Source organism: Heliobacterium mobile, from assembly GCF_009720735.1.
Taxonomy (GTDB): domain Bacteria; phylum Bacillota; class Desulfitobacteriia; order Heliobacteriales; family Heliobacteriaceae; genus Heliobacterium; species Heliobacterium mobile.
The window spans coordinates 1-16,590 of the sequence record NZ_WNKU01000006.1 but is presented as its reverse complement, the minus strand read 5'-3'; the positions used below and the strand labels follow the sequence as shown (position 1 = coordinate 16,590).

Genomic DNA, 16,590 nt, shown 5'->3' with positions numbered 1-16,590 from the left:
CGAAATGATGGATTACTCCACTTTCGGGCGACATGTAGCGATTGACACTTGGGGCGTTGATTTCGAAAAACTGAATAACGCCGCTTTCCTGGAACAAGAAATGATTAAGGCGGCGGAAACCGCCGGTGCCACGGTGCTCTCGTCCCAAAAGAAACAGTTTGATCCGCAAGGTGCCACTGTGCTTGTCCTGTTGTCCGAAAGCCACATCTCGATTCACACCTATCCGGAAAAAGGGTTTGCTGCCCTGGACTGCTACACTTGTGGTGACACAGTAGATCCGCAGGTAGCAATTGAACACATGATTAAAGTGTTAAAACCGCGTGAGACCTCAGTGAAAATGCTGAAGCGTGGTGAAGGACCCATCGAAATCATCAAGTAATGATGGCGATGGTCGCGATTAGAAAAGCCTGGTATTAGACCAGGCTTTTCGCATGTTCCTTTGTAAATGGCTAGGCGGCAGGTTGTCCGAAGGCGCATGACCGCCGGCAAGAATTACTGGGATCAGGGAAGCCCGTTTTTGATCTCTTCGAATTCGTCATAGCGACGAAGAAGCAGATGAACCAGTTCTCCGTCGATCGCTTGCTCCTGGGTCATTTTTCGTAAAATCGATTCGACTTTACCCTGTCCCAGTCCGGCCCGGTAGGGGCGATCTTCGACGAGAGCAGAAAAAATATCCGCAACTGCTACAATGCGGCTGCCCAGGCTCAACTCATCTCCGGGTATGTGAAAAGGATAGCCCCGTCCGTCGATTCGTTCATGATGATAGGCGCCCCATTTGGCGATTTCCGAAAATCCGGGAATATGATCTAAGATGCGGTATGTATAATAGGTATGTTTTTTGATGACTAAGTACTCTTCGTTCGTCAAAGCGCCCGGTTTTTCCAGGATATCTTCAGGGATGCTCAGCTTACCCAGGTCATGAAGCAAACCGGCTACTTCCATGCGAGCTTGTTCAGCGCCGCAAAATCCTGCCAATCGGCTCAAGTGGGTGGCTGATGCGGAAACCAACCGGGAGTGACGCAAGGTGAAGCGGCTTTTACTGTCGATGATGCGGGCGAAGATGGAGGCTAACCCTTTCAAATCGGCATAGGGCAATTCCATCATATGGTCTATGGTGCCGATCGCTTTTAGGGTTTGGTCCTGAATGAAAACGCTCTCCATATCGAGCCAAAAGCTCTCTTTCAGGGCTGCCTCGTGGAGAATCTCTTGCAGTTCTGGCCGAAAGACCGAACCAAAGAGCTCATCGATCCGCTTTAGGACCGATTGGCGCTGGGCTAAAAGGTAGTTTTGCGTCAGCATCACTTCGATTCGATCAGCCAGATGGATCAAATCGCCTAAAAGCAGCAGTGACTCATCGCCCGGAAAGTCTTGCGGGTTTCTCTCGCTCCACTTATCATGGTGATGGCGTATGATGGTTGCGATGTCACGGAAGTGCGGCGCTTGGCGCAGCATTTCAAAGCCTTTTTCACAATGCAGCTGAGGCGATTGAATTTCAAAGCGTACCAAGTGCGACTTTTCCGCAAAAGTGATGGCACCGATATCATGAACGCTGGCGGCACAGAAAAGGGTGCGCAAGGTTTGACTGTCCAGGCCCATCGCTTTTCCCATGATAACGGAGATATAAGCAACCCGTCGATGATGCTGGCTGAGTCCATGGGCGGTGAAATCAAGTGCCATCGATAAAGCCGCCAACAACCGAGCAAGATCTACGGAGATGATGTTTTGCATGCCTTCCCTCCAGAACGGTTCAAATCAAAGATCAATTCATGCTATAAGCATCTTACCATATATTTAAGCTTGTGACTTGTTCTTTTACCACTGGTTTTTTGAAAGGAGGTGATAAAGTGATTACACGCGTGACTGTAGAATGCACCGAATGCGGTACTGTGCGGAATAAAGTGATAGCCGCCCACCCCCATGTTGTGCTGGGCGAAGATATATTGGCCGAGATGAACCGGACCGAAACTTGCCCCTACTGCGACCAAACCGGAGTTCGTCCCATCGAAGAGGTGGCCTAAGGCAACGCAAAATCGCATATAAATTTAATGTCGACATCTGTTGTGTCGACATTTTCTTTTTCACTCAGGAATATTAAGAGATTGAAAATACCATCCAGAAATATGTAGCCACCGGAGACCAGTTAAGTTATGATAAGATCAGATCAAGGAATTCCTCAAGAAGAGGTGGATGTATGAGCGAGTACCGTCCCACAGGTATTGAATTACCTCATGTAGCGTATTTTTGTATGGAGTACGGATTGGACGCCACCTTACCGATTTACTCAGGCGGTTTGGGCATACTAGCTGGTGATTTCATCAAGGCTGCTCGGGAATTGGGGCGTCCGCTAGTGGCCATTGGTATCCTATGGCGTCAAGGATATACACAGCAACACATCGACGAGAACGGTCAAGCCTATGACATCTATGACGATTACGATTTTAGTGATCTAAAAGACACGGGAGTTACTGTACGGGTACGGATTCAAGAGCAAGATGTGACTTGTAAAGTCTGGCTTTGTGACACTTACGGAAACGTGCCGTTATATCTCCTTGACGCCGGTTATCCTGGCAGCCCTCATGCCTGGATGACGCAGCGTCTGTACGGCGGAGGCAGGACAGAACGAATCGCCGCAGAGATCATTCTCGGTATCGGCGGTGTGCGGGCATTACGCGCTTTAGGCTTTAATGTGGATGTGTTCCACTTTAATGAAGGTCATGCCGTATTTGCGGGAATGGAACTGATTCGAGAAAAAATGGATCGAGGATTATCCTTTGAACGAGCTTGGCATGACACGCGTGAGGAAATCGTTTTTACCACGCACACTCCTGTAGCCGCCGGGAACGAGGTTCATGACCACGATATCTTGTTTCAAATGGGTGCCTATAACGGGCTGAATTACGATCAGATGAGATTCCTCGGGGGAGATCCCTTCAGCATGACGGTGGCCGGTCTACGTCTATCCTACATGGCCAACGGTGTCTCCAAGCTTCACGGTCGGACTGTCCATCGCATGTGGGGGCATTTAGAGGCGATTCCACTGATCTTCTCGATCACCAACGGCGTTCACCCGGGGACGTGGCAAGATCCGCGGATCAAGGAAGCTTTTGAAAAAAGAGGCGATCTGTTCTCTATCCACATGGATAACAAGCGGCGGCTGATTGAACATATTCGTGATAAAGGCTTGGGGAATCTCCGTGAGGATGCCTTGCTCATCGGTTTTGCCCGCCGGGCCGCCTCTTATAAGCGGGGCGACTTGATCTTCCGCAATCCCGATGTGATCGACCCGTACCTGGCGACGGGTAAAATCCAGATCGTCTTCTCGGCAAAAGCCCACCCGGCTGATACGATGGGCAAAGAGATCATCGCCCGCCTCGTCAGCTTCCAGAAAAGGTATCCCAACAGCGTTGTCTTTATCGATAATTACAACATGGACATCGCTAAACTGCTCGTTCGGGGCTGTGACATCTGGTTGAACAACCCTCGCCGTCCTCAAGAGGCGTCCGGTACGTCAGGCATGAAAGCAGCTATGAACGGCGTTCTCAATCTGAGCATCGAAGACGGCTGGGTCGGCGAAGGCGTCCAAGATGGGATCAACGGCTGGCTCCTTGATTTCCACCCCGGAGAAAACCTCTCTCCCGTGGAGCAGGATGAATGGGATATGAACTCCCTCTACCAAGTGCTGCTCCAGGAAGTGGTTCCTATGTACTATAACAACCGTAAGCACTGGGTGGAGATGATGATGCTGAGCATCGACATGTCCCGTTGGCAGTTCTCGTCGCACCGCATGTGCCGCGAGTATTATGATTTGATGTACACTCCGGTCACAAATAACAAGCGCCAGGCTGTCGCGCAGACGGTATGAGCGAATCGCTAAATATAGACCATTTATCGGACTTTCATCCTATGTCATTCGCGTAGAGCGGGTGTTACACTGTTGGTGACAACAGGGATGGAGGTGGGTAGATATGAATGTTTCCCAAGTTCCCGCCGGGTTGGTAAACGCAGCATCAAACGGGGATATGATCAACTTATTGGTCTTGAAAAAGGCGATGAATTCTTTCGAGGTTCAGGGTGGAGCTATGGTCCAAATGATGGAGCAGTCTGTGAATCCCCATCTCGGGCAAAAGGTGGATATCCGAGTCTAAACTAAACCGGTCTGGCAGCAGGTATATTCAAGCTCTTTCCGTCAAAGGGAAGAGCTTTACTTTTTTTGGCATTGCCTTTGTCAATGTTACCCGGTAAGCAACGAATGCCTGGGCGACGATGTGGCCGGGCTTTTTCTACACCATTTCTTTTGTCACGCCATTTGACTTTATGATAAAATAATGCGCGATATAGTCGGAGGATACTAACAAGGGACAGAAGGTATCACATAGGAAAGGATCGAAGATGTGTCGAAGGAATGGCTAACCCATCGAGTGACAGAGGAAGAGGACGGGCGGCGGATTGAGAGCATCATAAAACATACTTTGGGTTTTTCCCGGCGGCGCGTGCAGGTGCTCACTCGATCCAACGGATTTACCTTGAACGGAAAAAAAGCTCACCTCGATCGGCGGGTTAAGACGGGAGATCTGTTGCGGGTCTGTGTCCATCAGGAGGAAGAGAGCAACTTGGCTCCTGTGGAGATGGATCTCGTCATCCTTTACGAGGATGATGATTTGCTTGTTTTAGACAAGCCGCCCGGCATCGAGGTCCATCCACCAGAACAGAAGGCTCGTTTCCGGCCTACACTGGCCCATGGTGTTGCCCATTATTTCGAACAACAGGGACTAAAAGCCCGGGTTCGACCTTTGCATCGGTTAGATAAGGATACGACTGGGGTCGTCGTATTTGCAAAGAGCGCCTTTGCCCATCAGGCCTTGGATCGGCAACTGAGAAAAGATTCGCTGCAACGTGGATACCAGGCTATTTTAATCGATGAGCCGGCGGAGGCGGTGGGGAGCATCCGGGCTCCGATCGGTCGTGACCCAGACCACCCCATGCGTCGGATGGTTTGCGACGATGGAGAAGAGGCGGTCACCCACTACCGGGTCCGGCAAACACTGCCGAATCGCCTTTGCCTAGTAGAAGTGCAGTTGGAGACAGGGCGGACCCATCAGATCCGGGTCCATTTCAGCCATTTGGGTATCCCGCTCGTCGGCGATCGCATGTATGGCGGTCACTCTCCGCTCATTGAACGGCAAGCCCTGCATTCGGCCTGGGTCAGTTTTCAGCAGCCTCGCACCGGCGAGATCGTCAAGGTGACGGCAGAGTTGCCTGAGGATATGCGGCGATTACTGGAACCATAGAACCAAACAGTTGATCTGTCTACCGGCCCTATTTCATTGGATTTAGAAATCTAGGGTGGAATAACGAAGGGATCCCGTAGCGAGCGTAGTCATTTCACCCGGATTACCACAATGCATTATGACTTATGTCATCGAATGGTGACTTACCGTGACAATGAGAAAATGAGGTTTCACATGCGTTTACGACGAATTCCAGGCACGAGAGAGAGAATCCGCCAATATGCGCCTTGGTTGGTAGAAGAACCCCAGCAGTGGCAAGGGCGCTGGCAGGAGTATATCGCCGGTCGGCTGGAAACCACCCCAACTCCGGTGGAGCGAAAAGAAATCCACCTTGAACTCGGTGTGGGCCGCGGCCGCTTCATCAATCAGATGGCCCAGGAACAGCCACAGCATTTTTGGATTGGAGCGGAACTGCGGGAAGAAGTTCTGCTAACTGCGATCGAAAGGGCGGAAAAGTGGCAGGCGCCTAACTTGGCCTTTCTCTGGATCGATATCGAAACGACGACAGATATCTTCGCCCATGGAGAAGTGGATGCGATCTATCTCAATTTCTCCGATCCCTGGCCGAAAGATCGCCACGCCAAGCGGCGCTTGACCCACCGGAGATTTTTAGACCGCTATCGTCAGTACTTGAAACCAGGCGGCAAGATTCACTTTAAAACCGATAACCGGGATCTCTTTGACTTCTCCCTGGAGGAATTTAAGGAGAACGGTTTTTCCCTCGAAGCGGTCACTTTTGATCTGCATAAGGACCCGAACTTGTCTTCCTACGATCTATCTGCCCGGGTGATGACCGAGTATGAAAATCGCTTTTCCCAGAAAGGCCAGCCCATCCATCGATGTATTGCGGTGCTTCCCTGAGAACAGGTTGACAAGCCTTCCGAAAATCAGTACGATATACTTGCTCAAGGGGAGTAGTTTTTCGGGTAAGGTCAACAAACTGGCATTGCGCCTGGCTTTACCGGCTGGAGATCTAGCTAAACGAGACCTTGGACACGTTTTTTGGCGTGTCCAAGGTCTTTTTATTTTTCTTCCTGCCGATGTACCGGAAAATCCCTTTGAATTGGCGACGAAATACGGCAAAGGAGGAATTGTAATGGAAGCTTTTTGGTCATCGGCGATCCTAGTCGTCTTGGCGGAGATGGGCGATAAGACCCAACTGCTGGGGATGGCTTTCGCCACCCGCTATAAGGCGATGACTGTTCTAGCCGGGGTGCTGGTGGCGACGTTGCTCAATCACTTGTTGGCGGTCGCGCTGGGCGATTATCTCACCGCCTTTATTCCCATGGAGACGATACAACTGGTGGCGGCCATATCGTTCATCTTTTTCGGTCTTTGGACCGTCCGGGGCGATGAGTTGGAAGGGGAAGATAAGAAACAGTACTTCGGTCCCTTTATGACCGTGACCATCGCCTTTTTTATGGCCGAGATGGGCGACAAGACCCAGTTAGCCAGCATCGCTCTGGCTGCCAAGTATCATAACCTGATTCCCGTGTGGATGGGGACGACGACAGGGATGATGATTTCCAATATCATTGGCATCTTTGTCGGTGTCGTCTTAGGGAAAAAAATCCCGGAGCGGATCGTCAAATACATCTCGGCAGGGATATTCATCCTCTTTGGCTATGCCGGTATCATCGCTTCCGTCCATGACCAGACGATGTTGTATGGTTTACTGGCAGGCGTCTCCGTGATTACGGCCGCTGCCCTCTATTTCCTGACACGTGAGACAAAAACGAAATCCCCCTGAGAAATCAATCCCGTCTAAATCAAACCATCTGGTATGATACTAGTAGATGGATATGAGGTGACGGAATTGGCTAAAAAGATCAAAGAAGTGGCCATAACCGCTTGTGATGACTATAGTCAAGTAAAAGTGGACGCGGCTGTAAATCGAATCTTAGAACGGGCAGGCGGCTTGGAAAGCTGCATTCGTCCGGGCATGCGGGTGGCATTAAAGCCGAATCTCGTCATGGGAAAAGATCCGGCGGCGGCCGTTACGACCCATCCGGCAATCGTCGAATCAGTGGCTAAGGCCGTCATGGACATAGGAGCCGTTCCCTTTATCGTCGACAGTCCTGGCGGCCCCTCGGCCAATGCGACGGGACTACGGATGGTCTATAAAAAGACAGGCATGACTTCCGTGGCTGAGCGGCTGGGCATTGAGCTTTGCCATGATACGACGGAAGTAGAAATCGCGCTGACCGATCAGAGCCCGATCCGGAAAGTGGCGCTGCTAAAGGTGATCCACGAAGCCGACGCGATCATCAACCTGCCGAAGGTCAAGACCCACGCCCAAACAGGCTATACCGGGGCTGTCAAAAACCTCTACGGTGCGATTCCGGGGATGCGAAAGGCTGAATACCATTTTCGGGTGCAGGAGAGAAAACCTTTTGGACAACTGCTGGTTGAACTCAATCTCGCTCTTCGGCCGGTACTGACGATCATGGATGGGGTCATCGGCATGGAAGGAGACGGGCCAACGGCTGGGGAACCGAAACCCTTTGGCTATCTGTTAGCTTCTCGCTGTCCCTTCACTTTAGACAACTATGTGTTATCGCTCATTCGGATCGACGATATCGAGATGGACCGCGTCGCTCAGGCCCGTGGGTTAATCGGACCCTTTCGACTGGTGGACGACGGAAAAGAAATCAGGCCGGTCCCCTTCCGACCTGCCGCTCATCGCCGGGTGAATTTCGTCGAAAACTATCTGCCGGCTTTTCTGGCCCGACCCATCTCCCGGTCCTTGCGGCCGCTGCCTGCTTTTCTTCCACAGAAATGTGTCCGTTGCCGCATCTGTTTACAGAGTTGTCCCGCTGACGCGTTGACGATGGAAGGTATTCCTCGACTGGATAAGGAAAAGTGCATCGGCTGCCTTTGTTGCCAGGAGATGTGCCCAGAGCGGGCTGTTGAGGTACGCCGGTCCGGAATTGGGCGACTTCTCTTTGGTTCCTTCCACTGATTGAATTATCAGTGGATTTTTTATTATTGACAGGCCCTTATATTCGTGGAAAAATGAAGTCTGTTGAATGAACGTTCATTTAGGAAGGGGTAAAGGGTTTTGTCAGACCGTCCGAACTCAGATCGACGGGATATGTTTAAAGCGGCAGCCATGGAGATCGCCTGCCAGCGGGGATATGAAGGCGCAACGATCAAACGGATCGCCGAAAAATGCGGTGTCACCGTCGGTTCGATCTATCATTATTTTGAGAACAAAGAAGAACTGTTTCGCGAAGCCCTGCAAGAACGCACCTTTGCAGCCGTTCTCGAAAAGCTCGTTGATGAAATTGAAGATCTTCCTATTGAAGAAGGTCTGTTCCAAGTAGCGCTGAGATTTGTCAGCGTATTACGGGAACGGATGAACCTATTTTCCATTCTCGCCGCTGAAAGCTTACATAACACGGAGATTGGGAGTCTATTTTCGGACGTGAGTCGAAGGAACTCAGAACTCATGAAATCTTATTTGGACGGAAAGATCGCTGCGGGCCAACTGGCGCCGATTCACACAGGAATTGCCGTGCAAATGTTTTTCGGTCACTTTTTTAATTCCTTTTTGCACAAGGAGCGGCTGCACATGCAACATCTGCCCCAAATTGACGATGAGTTCATTCACCAAAGTATAAGGCTAATTTTAAATGGCTGGAGACAGGAGGACATTCATGCCTGAGCAACAATTCAAACCAAATCGCATCAAGGCTATTACGGTGGGATGCATCCTCACCACCACGATAGCGTTAACCGGCTGCAGCGGTGGCACGGCCCCTTCCTCGGATGTACATAAAGTGGTCGTGGAGACCGTGGGCGACCAAGGACTCAATAAAGCCCGTGTGGTAGCTGGTCGTGTCATGGGGGATACCGAATCGGCCATCATGAGTAAACTCAACGCTCGGATCGTCAAGGTTGCCTGTGATGTGGGACAGGAAGTCCAAGCGGGCCAACCGCTGATCTATCTCGATGACCGTGATTTTCGGGCTTCCCTGGCCCAGGCGGAAGCCAACTTAAAAGGTGCCCAAGCCCGGCTGGCGGACACGGAAAAAGGTGCGCGGCCTCAAGACCGGCAGCAGTTGCAAGAACGGATCGAAGCGGCTACGGCTGCCTTAGATAATGCCAAGAAAACCTTGGAGCGGACCCAATCCCTGTTTGATGCTGGCGCAACGCCGAAAACGCAACTTGACTCAGCCCAATTGGCGTATACGCAAGCCCAAAGCACCTATGACCAACTCATCCAGCAGCAGAGCCTGATGAACGAAGGCGCCACTGCCGAAACACTGGAAAACTTGCGGGCGACGGTGCAGCAGATGAGTGCCCTCGTCGATATGGCCCGGTTGAACTTAGAAGCGACAGTGATCCCGGCGCCTGTCAGCGGAAGAATCGCTTCCAAACCAGTCCATGAAGGCGAAATGGCTTCTACAGCGCCGGCACCGAACGTCCTGCTGACGATCGTCAGCAGCGATCCCGTCGTGGAAGCGAGTGTTCCCGAAGAATATATTAAGCAGATCCAAGTGGGCCAAACGATGAAGGTGCGCATCGAGCAAGTTTCGTCAGAAACCGTTGAGGCCAATGTGGTCGCGATCAGCCCTATCGCCAACAGCGCCAGCAAAGAGTATCCCGTTAAATTGAGCCTGCCTCAATCGGGCCTGTGGAAATCGGGTATGTATGCTGAGGTGACCCTTCCCGAAGCAGGGACGAGTCAACGGATCGTTGTCCCCAAAGACGCTCTTGTGAAGCGGGGCAGTGATCGCGTCATTTTGGTCACCGATGGGTCTACCGTAAGCAGCCGTTCCGTGACGCTAGGCCGGTCCGACGGCAGTAACATCGAAATCCTTGGCGGACTCAACGCCGGTGACAAGATTATCACAGTGGGACAAAACGAATTGAAAGACGGCGACAAGATCCAGGTGATCGCAGAAAGGGGAGCGGCGAAGTGAAGAAAAAAATTGCCACCGTCGTCGGAGCCGCTCTAGTTTTATCTGCCATCGGATATGCCGGTTACAGCTATGTTGATTCCATCCGTTACGTTACGACCGATGATGCCCGGGTCGATGCGGATATGCTGAAAGTCGGACCGGAGATCGCCGGTCGGGTCACGGAAATTCGGGTCAAAGAAGGCGACATGGTCCAGGCCGGCGAGACGATGGTCCGGTTGGAAGAGAAAAACACTACGCTTCAAAACCGCGACTCCGCCTTAGTCCGGGCTCCCGGAACGGGTCTGGTGATGAAAAAGTCGGTCAACGATGGGGAGTTGGTCTCGCCGGGCCAGCGCCTCTTTTTGCTGGCTGATTTCCAAAACTTATACGTCTCCGCCCGGATTGAAGAGACGAAAATAAACCGGTTGGCGGTGGGAGAGCCGGTCACCCTTACAGTCGATGCCTTTCCCGGTCAGGAACTCAAAGGGGTCGTGGAAGAGGTAGGTTTTGCGGCCGATAGTGTCTTTTCGCTTCTGCCGAGCAGCAACGTTTCAGGGAACTACATCAAAGTGACTCAACGGATCCCCGTCAAAATAAAAATTCTTGACGATAAGGGGCTGCGTATACTTCCCGGGATGAACGTCATCGCCAAGATTTCCACGGGGGGATGATAGAGGTGCAGGCTAAAAAGCTCATTATCCTCATCATCGGCAGTTATCTCTTGGCGGTGGGACTGATTTCGGCCTATTACGGTTATCAACATACCTTTTATGTGCAGACAGACGACGCGAAAGTCGGAGTCGACTTGACGGTGATCCGGGCGCCCATCGGCGGACGAATCACGGATTTAAAGGTTCAGGAAAAGGATACATTGGCTAAGGACGAAGTTGTGGCCATTATGGAAGGAAGTCCAGCGCCGAGCCAGCCCATAAACCGAGTACCTGTCGCTGCCCCGATAAGCGGTCAAATCCTTCGGCTCGACGCGCGGGATGGTGAAGCCATGACGGCTGGGCAACCACTGGCCGCTGTAGCTGATTTGAAGGCGGCCTATGTAGAAGCGCGGTTTAAGGAAGAGGAATCGAACCGAATTAAAGTAGGTCAGACCGTTGACGTTCAATTGGATGGAGCCGATGGAAAAACCTATTCCGGGATGATTTCCGACCTTAAACGAAATACGGAGCTGATCACTTGGCCGATTATCTCATTGACGCCGGCCCGTCAACAACCGAAAGAAGACCAATTAGTGACCGTAAAGATTCAGGTGCCCGATGCCCCCTTGATTCCGGGTACGAGTGCCGCTGTAAAAATTAAGGTGAAGGAGTGATGGCCATGGCTTCTCGTGAAAACGGACACCCCGGTGTGCTGGTGGTTACGATGGTTGTGGTCATCGGCACCTTCATGGCGGTCCTAGATACATCCATTCTAAACGTGGCGCTACCCAAACTGATGGTCTTGTTTAGCGTGGATACAAAGGAAATTCAGTGGATTTTAACGGCATACATGCTGGTATCGGGTGCAGTCATCCCGATCATGTCCTACCTAGGCGATAACTTTGGCTATCGAACGCTCTATGCCTATTGCCTAGCCTCCTTTACGCTTGGCTCCCTGCTTTGCGGTCTCGCTTGGAACAATGAAAGCTTGATCGTCTTTCGGGTAATTCAAGCGTTGGGCGGCGGACTGATTCAACCGGCCAGTATGGCGCTGATGTTCCGCTTTATCCCCAAAGAAAAAATGGGCATGGCGATGGGACTCTTCGGATTATCCATCGCGGTGGCTCCTTCCATTGGTCCCACGCTGGGCGGTTTCATCGTGGAAGACTATAGCTGGCGCTGGCTCTTCATGATCAACGTCCCCCTGGGAGTGTTGGGATTTGTCCTGTGCCAGACCCTTCTTCCAGAAACGCAGAAAAACCCTTCTTCCCACTTTGATTTTTGGGGACTCTTACTGTCCTCAAGCAGCGCTTTTCTCTATTTGCTCGCCTTAGATAAAGGGCAGGACTGGGGATGGACGAGTTATTCCATCGTTATGCTGTTTGTAACGGCCACGGCTTTGCTGGCGTTGTTGATCGTGGTGGAACTCAATCACCCGCAGCCCATGCTGGATCTACGTCTGTTCAAAGTGGCCCAGTTTACATACGGCGTGGTCATCTCCAGTTGTTTGACCATTCTTCTCATGGGCGGTATTTTGCTCTGGCCCATCTACCTGCAAAACATCCGGGGATATTCGGCGATGCAGACAGGGGTCATTCTTATGCCCCAGGCTGTAGCGATGGGTTTGATGATGCCCATTGCCGGGAAACTCTACGATAAAATCGGGGCCCGTCCCATGGCATTGGTGGGGATTCCCTTGATCGGGATCTCGACGTACTTGATGCATATGATCACCGTCGATACGCCCCAATCGGTGTTTAACGTATGGTTGATTCTTCGGGGGATGGGACTCGGCTTGACCTTTATGCCAGTAAATACGGCCGCCATCGGTGCTGTTCCCCTGATGAAGTCAGGTGCCGCATCGACCTTAAACAACTTGGTCCGGGCGGTAGCTGGGTCCTTCGGCATTGCCATGACTACATCGCTTTTAGAAAACCGGCAGGTCTTTCACCTACACCGCATGGTCGAAGGACTCGACCTCTTTTCTCCGAGTTGGCAAGTCATGCAGCAGTCGGCGACGGGTATTCTCGCGGCAACAGGGGACACGTCAGCAGCCCAGCCGACCATGTTGACCTTGATGTATAACCAACTTCAATTGCACACCAACACATGGGCTACGGCAGATGTGTTTATGGCTTTTTCCCTCTCGGTCGTTCTCGTGCTCCCGCTGGCATTTTTGCTGAAGAAAACCGGCAGCAAAGGCGGCCCGCCGGCGATTACCGAGTAAATTTAAATCAAGAGAAAAAGGCGCTGGGTTTCGCACAGAGCGAACCAGCGCCTTTTTTTACTAACCGGAATTGGGTGATCTCTTTAGTTACATCGTTACTTTTGTTAATATAAGTTAGGACATACACAACTACTTTGGTAAACGGACAAGATAATGGGGCTTGACAGAAGAAAGGGGAAAGGTCTGTGAAAACTAAACTGACAGAACTTCTGGGAATTCAGTATCCGATCATCCAAGGCGGTATGGCCTGGGTGTCGGAAGCTAACTTAACTTCGGCCGTTTCCAATGCCGGAGGGGCCGGTATCATCGCCACAGGAGGACGCCCGACCGAGTGGGTTCGGGAAGAGATCCGTAAAGCCAAGTCATTGACGGACAAGCCTTTTGGTGTAAATATCATGCTGATGGCACCGAACAAGGATGAGATCGTCGAAGTGGTCTGTGAAGAAAAGGTCGCCTTTGTGACTCTGGGAGCGGGCAACCCGGTGCCCTTTTTTGCCAAGTTGAAGGAGGCAGGCATTAAAGCGATCCCTGTCGTTCCCAGTGTGAAGCTAGCGAAACGAGTTGAAGCGGCCGGGGCTGATGCGTTGGTGATTGAAGGCATGGAGGCCGGCGGTCATATCGGTACACTGACGACCATGGCGCTGCTGACGAACGTGATTCCCGAAATTCAAATCCCCGTCATCGCCGCCGGTGGTATCGGTGATGGCCGCGGGATTGCTGCAGCGCTGCTGATGGGCGCTTCTGGTGTACAGATGGGTTCCCGATTCCTGTTGGCTGAGGAATGTTCCCTTCATCCTAACGCGAAAGCGCGAATCATCCAGGCCGTTGATACCGATTCGATCGTTACGGGCTATTCCCGAGGCCATGGCGTCCGGGGCCTGAAGAACGCCATGACCGAAAAATATCTGGAACTGGAGCGCAAAGGCGTTCCTCAGGAAGAACTGGATAAGATTGCCATTGGCACGAACCGCTTGGCCGCCATCGAAGGAGATATTGAAAACGGTTTGGTTCAGGTGGGGCAGAGCCTTCACCCGTTGCAAGAGGTTAAACCCGTCAAAGAGATCGTCGAAGGATTGATGGCGGAGGTAAGCAAAACGCTTACCGGGGCATCCCAGTTGCTCCATTCGTAACCGACCCGACATAAAAAGGAGCCCCGAACAGCGGGGCTCCTTTTCCCTTAGCTTTGAGTTATAGCTTGATCGACCGAATGGGCTGTGACCACTTTTTTCGCCGATCTACAAGATCAGCGATGACGAAGGGGACGTAACAGAGCAGCATTAAGAGGATCCCTACGGCCTCCAGAAAGAGAATGTACCAAGGCCAGGGTCCCATGTAATCCATCAGGGAGGCGCCCGAGGGTTTGGCACAAATGTACATGTAGTTGCCACCGGTAAAATGGTTGACGACGGCTATGGCGACCATGTAAACGTTAGAGAAAAGTACCGTTTTTCCGATGGATACCAACTGGGGGCGGTATCCTTCTACGAAGGTCATGTACAGGCAGGCAAGAACAATCGCGCCATGAGTGATAAAAAATCGGTAAAAAATAACGTGGGGGAAGGCGAACATCCCTAAGTCAGGTGTCAATAGGGCTTGCACAGCGGCGACCATTCCCCAAAAAAAGGCCACTTCATAGAGGGCATAGCTGCGATTGAGCAGCATGATCCCGCACAAAAGAGCCGTTACATTGCACAGGTGTAGGGGCAGGCTGGAATCAGCAGACCATGTTCCGCTAGCGATATTCCAACCTTGAATGAACAGTTCTTGAAAGAACAAAATGAAAGCTAAGGTATAGCGAATCGTCTGTTTACTCTTTTCGTTGAGATCCTTGCGTAGGATGTATAAGGCTAGGCTTGTCAAGAAAAGCAGAACCAAGACAGTGATGTGGGACGGGGAAAAGAGGATGAAAGGGCTATCAGGGGTAGTAAACGTAAGTACAGAATCCATCTCGTTATCCAACCTTCCGAATCATTGATGAGATTCCGAGTTATGTACGGTCGATCATGTCTTCAGTGAGTAAGTCGCGTTTAAATTATGCCACCTTAATGAAGGTTTTTCCATAGCAACGTGGTACCATAGAAACAAATGAAGGAGGAACGCTGATGTTGTATCGAGCTTTGGGAAATACGGGAGTGAACGTCTCCATCCTTGGCTTTGGTTGTATGCGACTGCCTGTACTGAATGGGAAGCCTCACCAAATTGATGAAGAGAAGGCTGCGGAAATTCTCCACTACGCCATAGATCATGGGGTCAATTATGTAGATACAGCCTATCCCTACCATTCGGAAATCCCCTTTCAGGCAGGAATGAGTGAGATCTTCCTCGGAAAAGCCCTCAAAAATGGCTACAGAGAAAAAGTTCATTTGGCCACGAAGCTGCCCAGTTGGCTTATTAAAACGAGGGAAGATATGGATCGTTACCTCAATGAGCAACTCACCCGGCTGCAAACAGATCATATCGACTTTTATCTCATTCATAGTTTGAACCAGGCCCTATGGCCGAACTTGAAGCAATTAGGCGTTCTCGAGTTCTTGGATTCAGCCTTGGCCGACGGTAGAATTCGCCATGCGGGCTTCTCTTTCCATGACGAGTATCCGCTTTTTAAGGAAATCGTCGATGCTTACAACTGGTCTTTCTGTCAAATCCAATATAATTTCATGGATATCCATTACCAAGCCGGTCGGAAGGGCCTGATGTATGCTGCCGAAAAAGGCCTCGGTGTCGTTGTCATGGAACCGCTGCGCGGTGGAAAATTGGTTAACCGGATCCCGGCGGACATTCAACAGATCTGGGACCAGGCCGAAACTAAACGCAGTCCCGTCGAATGGGCCTTTCAGTTTCTTTGGAACCATCCCCAAGTTGATGTCGTTCTTAGCGGTATGACGGAAATGCAGCACGTGATCGATAACCTCAAGGCAGCCGAAAAGGGCTTTCCGAATTCGTTGACCGAACAAGAGCTTGAGCTCTTCACCGCTGTAAAAAAGATGTATGAATCGAAAATTAAGGTCAACTGCACCAACTGCAATTATTGTATGCCCTGTCCTGCCGGTGTGCACATTCCCCGCAACTTCTCCCAGCTAAACAGTGCTTCCATCTACGATGATGTGGCCGGTGCTAAGATGGCCTATCATACCTTCATGCCGAAACACCTGCGGGCTTCCAACTGTACTGACTGCGGCCAGTGCGAAACACTGTGCCCGCAAAACATCCCGATTCGGAGTATGTTGAAAGAGGTGGACCGCACCTTTGCCTGAGCTGGCTTAATCGCGAGCGAGCTTCATTGAAGAGCTCGAGTAAGAGCCCCATTAGGAGCTACATGCGGATAAATCTGATATTGCGAGGATTATGAAAATGGGCTGAACCAAATTGATGTTTTTGGTTCAGCCCATTCAGCTTTTAGTTAGAGTCCGTTCAGAAACCGTACTTGAATAATACCAACTGCGCAATTTGTGTAAATAATTGGGATAAGGCTACTAAAAAATACCGCATAATCCATCCAATCATGTCCCGTTTTTAGT

The 16,590-nt window shown here is 51.2% G+C and carries 17 protein-coding genes; 15 read left to right on the top strand and 2 right to left on the bottom strand.

The features are described 5' to 3' along the window. Window positions 1-7 precede the first annotated feature (7 nt). Entirely contained in the window at window positions 8-379 is a 372-nt protein-coding gene (gene speD / locus GJ688_RS07000; protein WP_155475836.1) for an adenosylmethionine decarboxylase, read from the top strand. A gap of 122 nt (window positions 380-501) precedes the next feature. Here the strand turns inward: speD and GJ688_RS06995 are convergent, their stop codons facing one another. Continuing rightward, window positions 502-1,728 carry an HD-GYP domain-containing protein gene (locus GJ688_RS06995; protein ID WP_155475835.1) on the bottom strand — a complete coding sequence of 409 codons (1,227 nt, stop codon included), beginning with the start codon at window positions 1,726-1,728 and terminating at the stop codon, window positions 502-504. A gap of 116 nt (window positions 1,729-1,844) precedes the next feature. Here GJ688_RS06995 and GJ688_RS06990 point away from each other — a divergent pair, with 116 nt between their 5' ends. The 13 genes from GJ688_RS06990 (at window position 1,845) to GJ688_RS06930 (ending at window position 14,202) form a co-directional block, all read left to right on the top strand. Then, entirely contained in the window at window positions 1,845-2,018 is a 174-nt protein-coding gene (locus GJ688_RS06990; protein ID WP_155475834.1) for a hypothetical protein, read from the top strand. A gap of 173 nt (window positions 2,019-2,191) precedes the next feature. Next, entirely contained in the window at window positions 2,192-3,862 is a 1,671-nt protein-coding gene (gene glgP / locus GJ688_RS06985; RefSeq protein WP_155475833.1) for an alpha-glucan family phosphorylase, read from the top strand. Window positions 3,863-3,965: 103 nt separating this feature from the next. Next, window positions 3,966-4,145 (top strand): YjfB family protein, encoded by a 180-nt coding sequence (locus GJ688_RS06980; protein WP_207708770.1) that lies wholly within the window; start codon window positions 3,966-3,968, stop codon window positions 4,143-4,145. Between the two features lie 246 nt (window positions 4,146-4,391). Continuing rightward, window positions 4,392-5,288, top strand: a complete 897-nt coding sequence (locus GJ688_RS06975; protein ID WP_170291764.1) for an RluA family pseudouridine synthase — start codon at window positions 4,392-4,394, stop codon at window positions 5,286-5,288. Window positions 5,289-5,462: 174 nt separating this feature from the next. After that, a complete protein-coding gene (gene trmB, locus GJ688_RS06970; RefSeq protein WP_155475831.1) occupies window positions 5,463-6,149 on the top strand; it encodes a tRNA (guanosine(46)-N7)-methyltransferase TrmB in 687 nt (228 codons plus the stop codon). 235 nt (window positions 6,150-6,384) lie between these two features. Beyond that, window positions 6,385-7,038, top strand: a complete 654-nt coding sequence (locus GJ688_RS06965; protein ID WP_155475953.1) for a TMEM165/GDT1 family protein — start codon at window positions 6,385-6,387, stop codon at window positions 7,036-7,038. A 66-nt stretch (window positions 7,039-7,104) separates the two neighbouring features. Then, window positions 7,105-8,250 (top strand): DUF362 domain-containing protein, encoded by a 1,146-nt coding sequence (locus tag GJ688_RS06960; RefSeq protein ID WP_170291763.1) that lies wholly within the window; start codon window positions 7,105-7,107, stop codon window positions 8,248-8,250. A 99-nt stretch (window positions 8,251-8,349) separates the two neighbouring features. Further along, window positions 8,350-8,955, top strand: a complete 606-nt coding sequence (locus GJ688_RS06955; RefSeq protein WP_155475829.1) for a TetR/AcrR family transcriptional regulator — start codon at window positions 8,350-8,352, stop codon at window positions 8,953-8,955. Next, window positions 8,948-10,216: an efflux RND transporter periplasmic adaptor subunit gene (locus GJ688_RS06950; protein ID WP_170291762.1), complete on the top strand. Its 1,269-nt coding sequence runs from the start codon at window positions 8,948-8,950 to the stop codon at window positions 10,214-10,216. The genes GJ688_RS06955 and GJ688_RS06950 overlap by 8 nt, the downstream gene beginning before the upstream one ends. After that, window positions 10,213-10,866, top strand: coding sequence for an HlyD family secretion protein (locus tag GJ688_RS20585; protein ID WP_155475827.1), 654 nt, complete (start codon window positions 10,213-10,215; stop codon window positions 10,864-10,866). The genes GJ688_RS06950 and GJ688_RS20585 overlap by 4 nt, the downstream gene beginning before the upstream one ends. A gap of 5 nt (window positions 10,867-10,871) precedes the next feature. Further along, complete coding sequence (locus GJ688_RS06940; RefSeq protein ID WP_170291761.1) at window positions 10,872-11,519, top strand: HlyD family efflux transporter periplasmic adaptor subunit; 648 nt, start codon at window positions 10,872-10,874, stop codon at window positions 11,517-11,519. Window positions 11,520-11,524: 5 nt separating this feature from the next. Continuing rightward, window positions 11,525-13,072: a DHA2 family efflux MFS transporter permease subunit gene (locus GJ688_RS06935; protein ID WP_170291760.1), complete on the top strand. Its 1,548-nt coding sequence runs from the start codon at window positions 11,525-11,527 to the stop codon at window positions 13,070-13,072. A gap of 185 nt (window positions 13,073-13,257) precedes the next feature. Next, window positions 13,258-14,202 (top strand): nitronate monooxygenase, encoded by a 945-nt coding sequence (locus GJ688_RS06930; RefSeq protein ID WP_170291759.1) that lies wholly within the window; start codon window positions 13,258-13,260, stop codon window positions 14,200-14,202. Between the two features lie 58 nt (window positions 14,203-14,260). Here GJ688_RS06930 and GJ688_RS06925 read toward each other — a convergent pair whose 3' ends face one another. Beyond that, on the bottom strand, window positions 14,261-15,019 hold the full coding sequence (locus GJ688_RS06925; protein ID WP_155475824.1) for a YwaF family protein: 759 nt from the start codon (window positions 15,017-15,019) through the stop codon (window positions 14,261-14,263). A gap of 155 nt (window positions 15,020-15,174) precedes the next feature. On the opposite strand from GJ688_RS06925, the gene GJ688_RS06920 reads away from it, so the two are divergent. Next, entirely contained in the window at window positions 15,175-16,326 is a 1,152-nt protein-coding gene (locus GJ688_RS06920) for an aldo/keto reductase (RefSeq protein ID WP_155475823.1), read from the top strand. Window positions 16,327-16,590 lie beyond the last annotated feature (264 nt).

Excerpts from the sequence above, each read along its gene's own strand:
- GJ688_RS06950 (WP_170291762.1), top strand. The coding sequence starts at position 8,948 with ATGCCTGAGCAACAATTCAAACCAAATCGCATCAAGGCTATTACGGTG.
- glgP (WP_155475833.1), top strand. The coding sequence starts at position 2,192 with ATGAGCGAGTACCGTCCCACAGGTATTGAATTACCTCATGTAGCGTAT.
- trmB (WP_155475831.1), top strand. The coding sequence starts at position 5,463 with ATGCGTTTACGACGAATTCCAGGCACGAGAGAGAGAATCCGCCAATAT.
- GJ688_RS06980 (WP_207708770.1), top strand. The coding sequence starts at position 3,966 with ATGAATGTTTCCCAAGTTCCCGCCGGGTTGGTAAACGCAGCATCAAAC.
- GJ688_RS06925 (WP_155475824.1), bottom strand. The coding sequence starts at position 15,019 with ATGGATTCTGTACTTACGTTTACTACCCCTGATAGCCCTTTCATCCTC.
- GJ688_RS06995 (WP_155475835.1), bottom strand. The coding sequence starts at position 1,728 with ATGCAAAACATCATCTCCGTAGATCTTGCTCGGTTGTTGGCGGCTTTA.
- GJ688_RS06920 (WP_155475823.1), top strand. The coding sequence starts at position 15,175 with ATGTTGTATCGAGCTTTGGGAAATACGGGAGTGAACGTCTCCATCCTT.
- GJ688_RS06935 (WP_170291760.1), top strand. The coding sequence starts at position 11,525 with ATGGCTTCTCGTGAAAACGGACACCCCGGTGTGCTGGTGGTTACGATG.
- GJ688_RS06965 (WP_155475953.1), top strand. The coding sequence starts at position 6,385 with ATGGAAGCTTTTTGGTCATCGGCGATCCTAGTCGTCTTGGCGGAGATG.
- speD (WP_155475836.1), top strand. The coding sequence starts at position 8 with ATGGATTACTCCACTTTCGGGCGACATGTAGCGATTGACACTTGGGGC.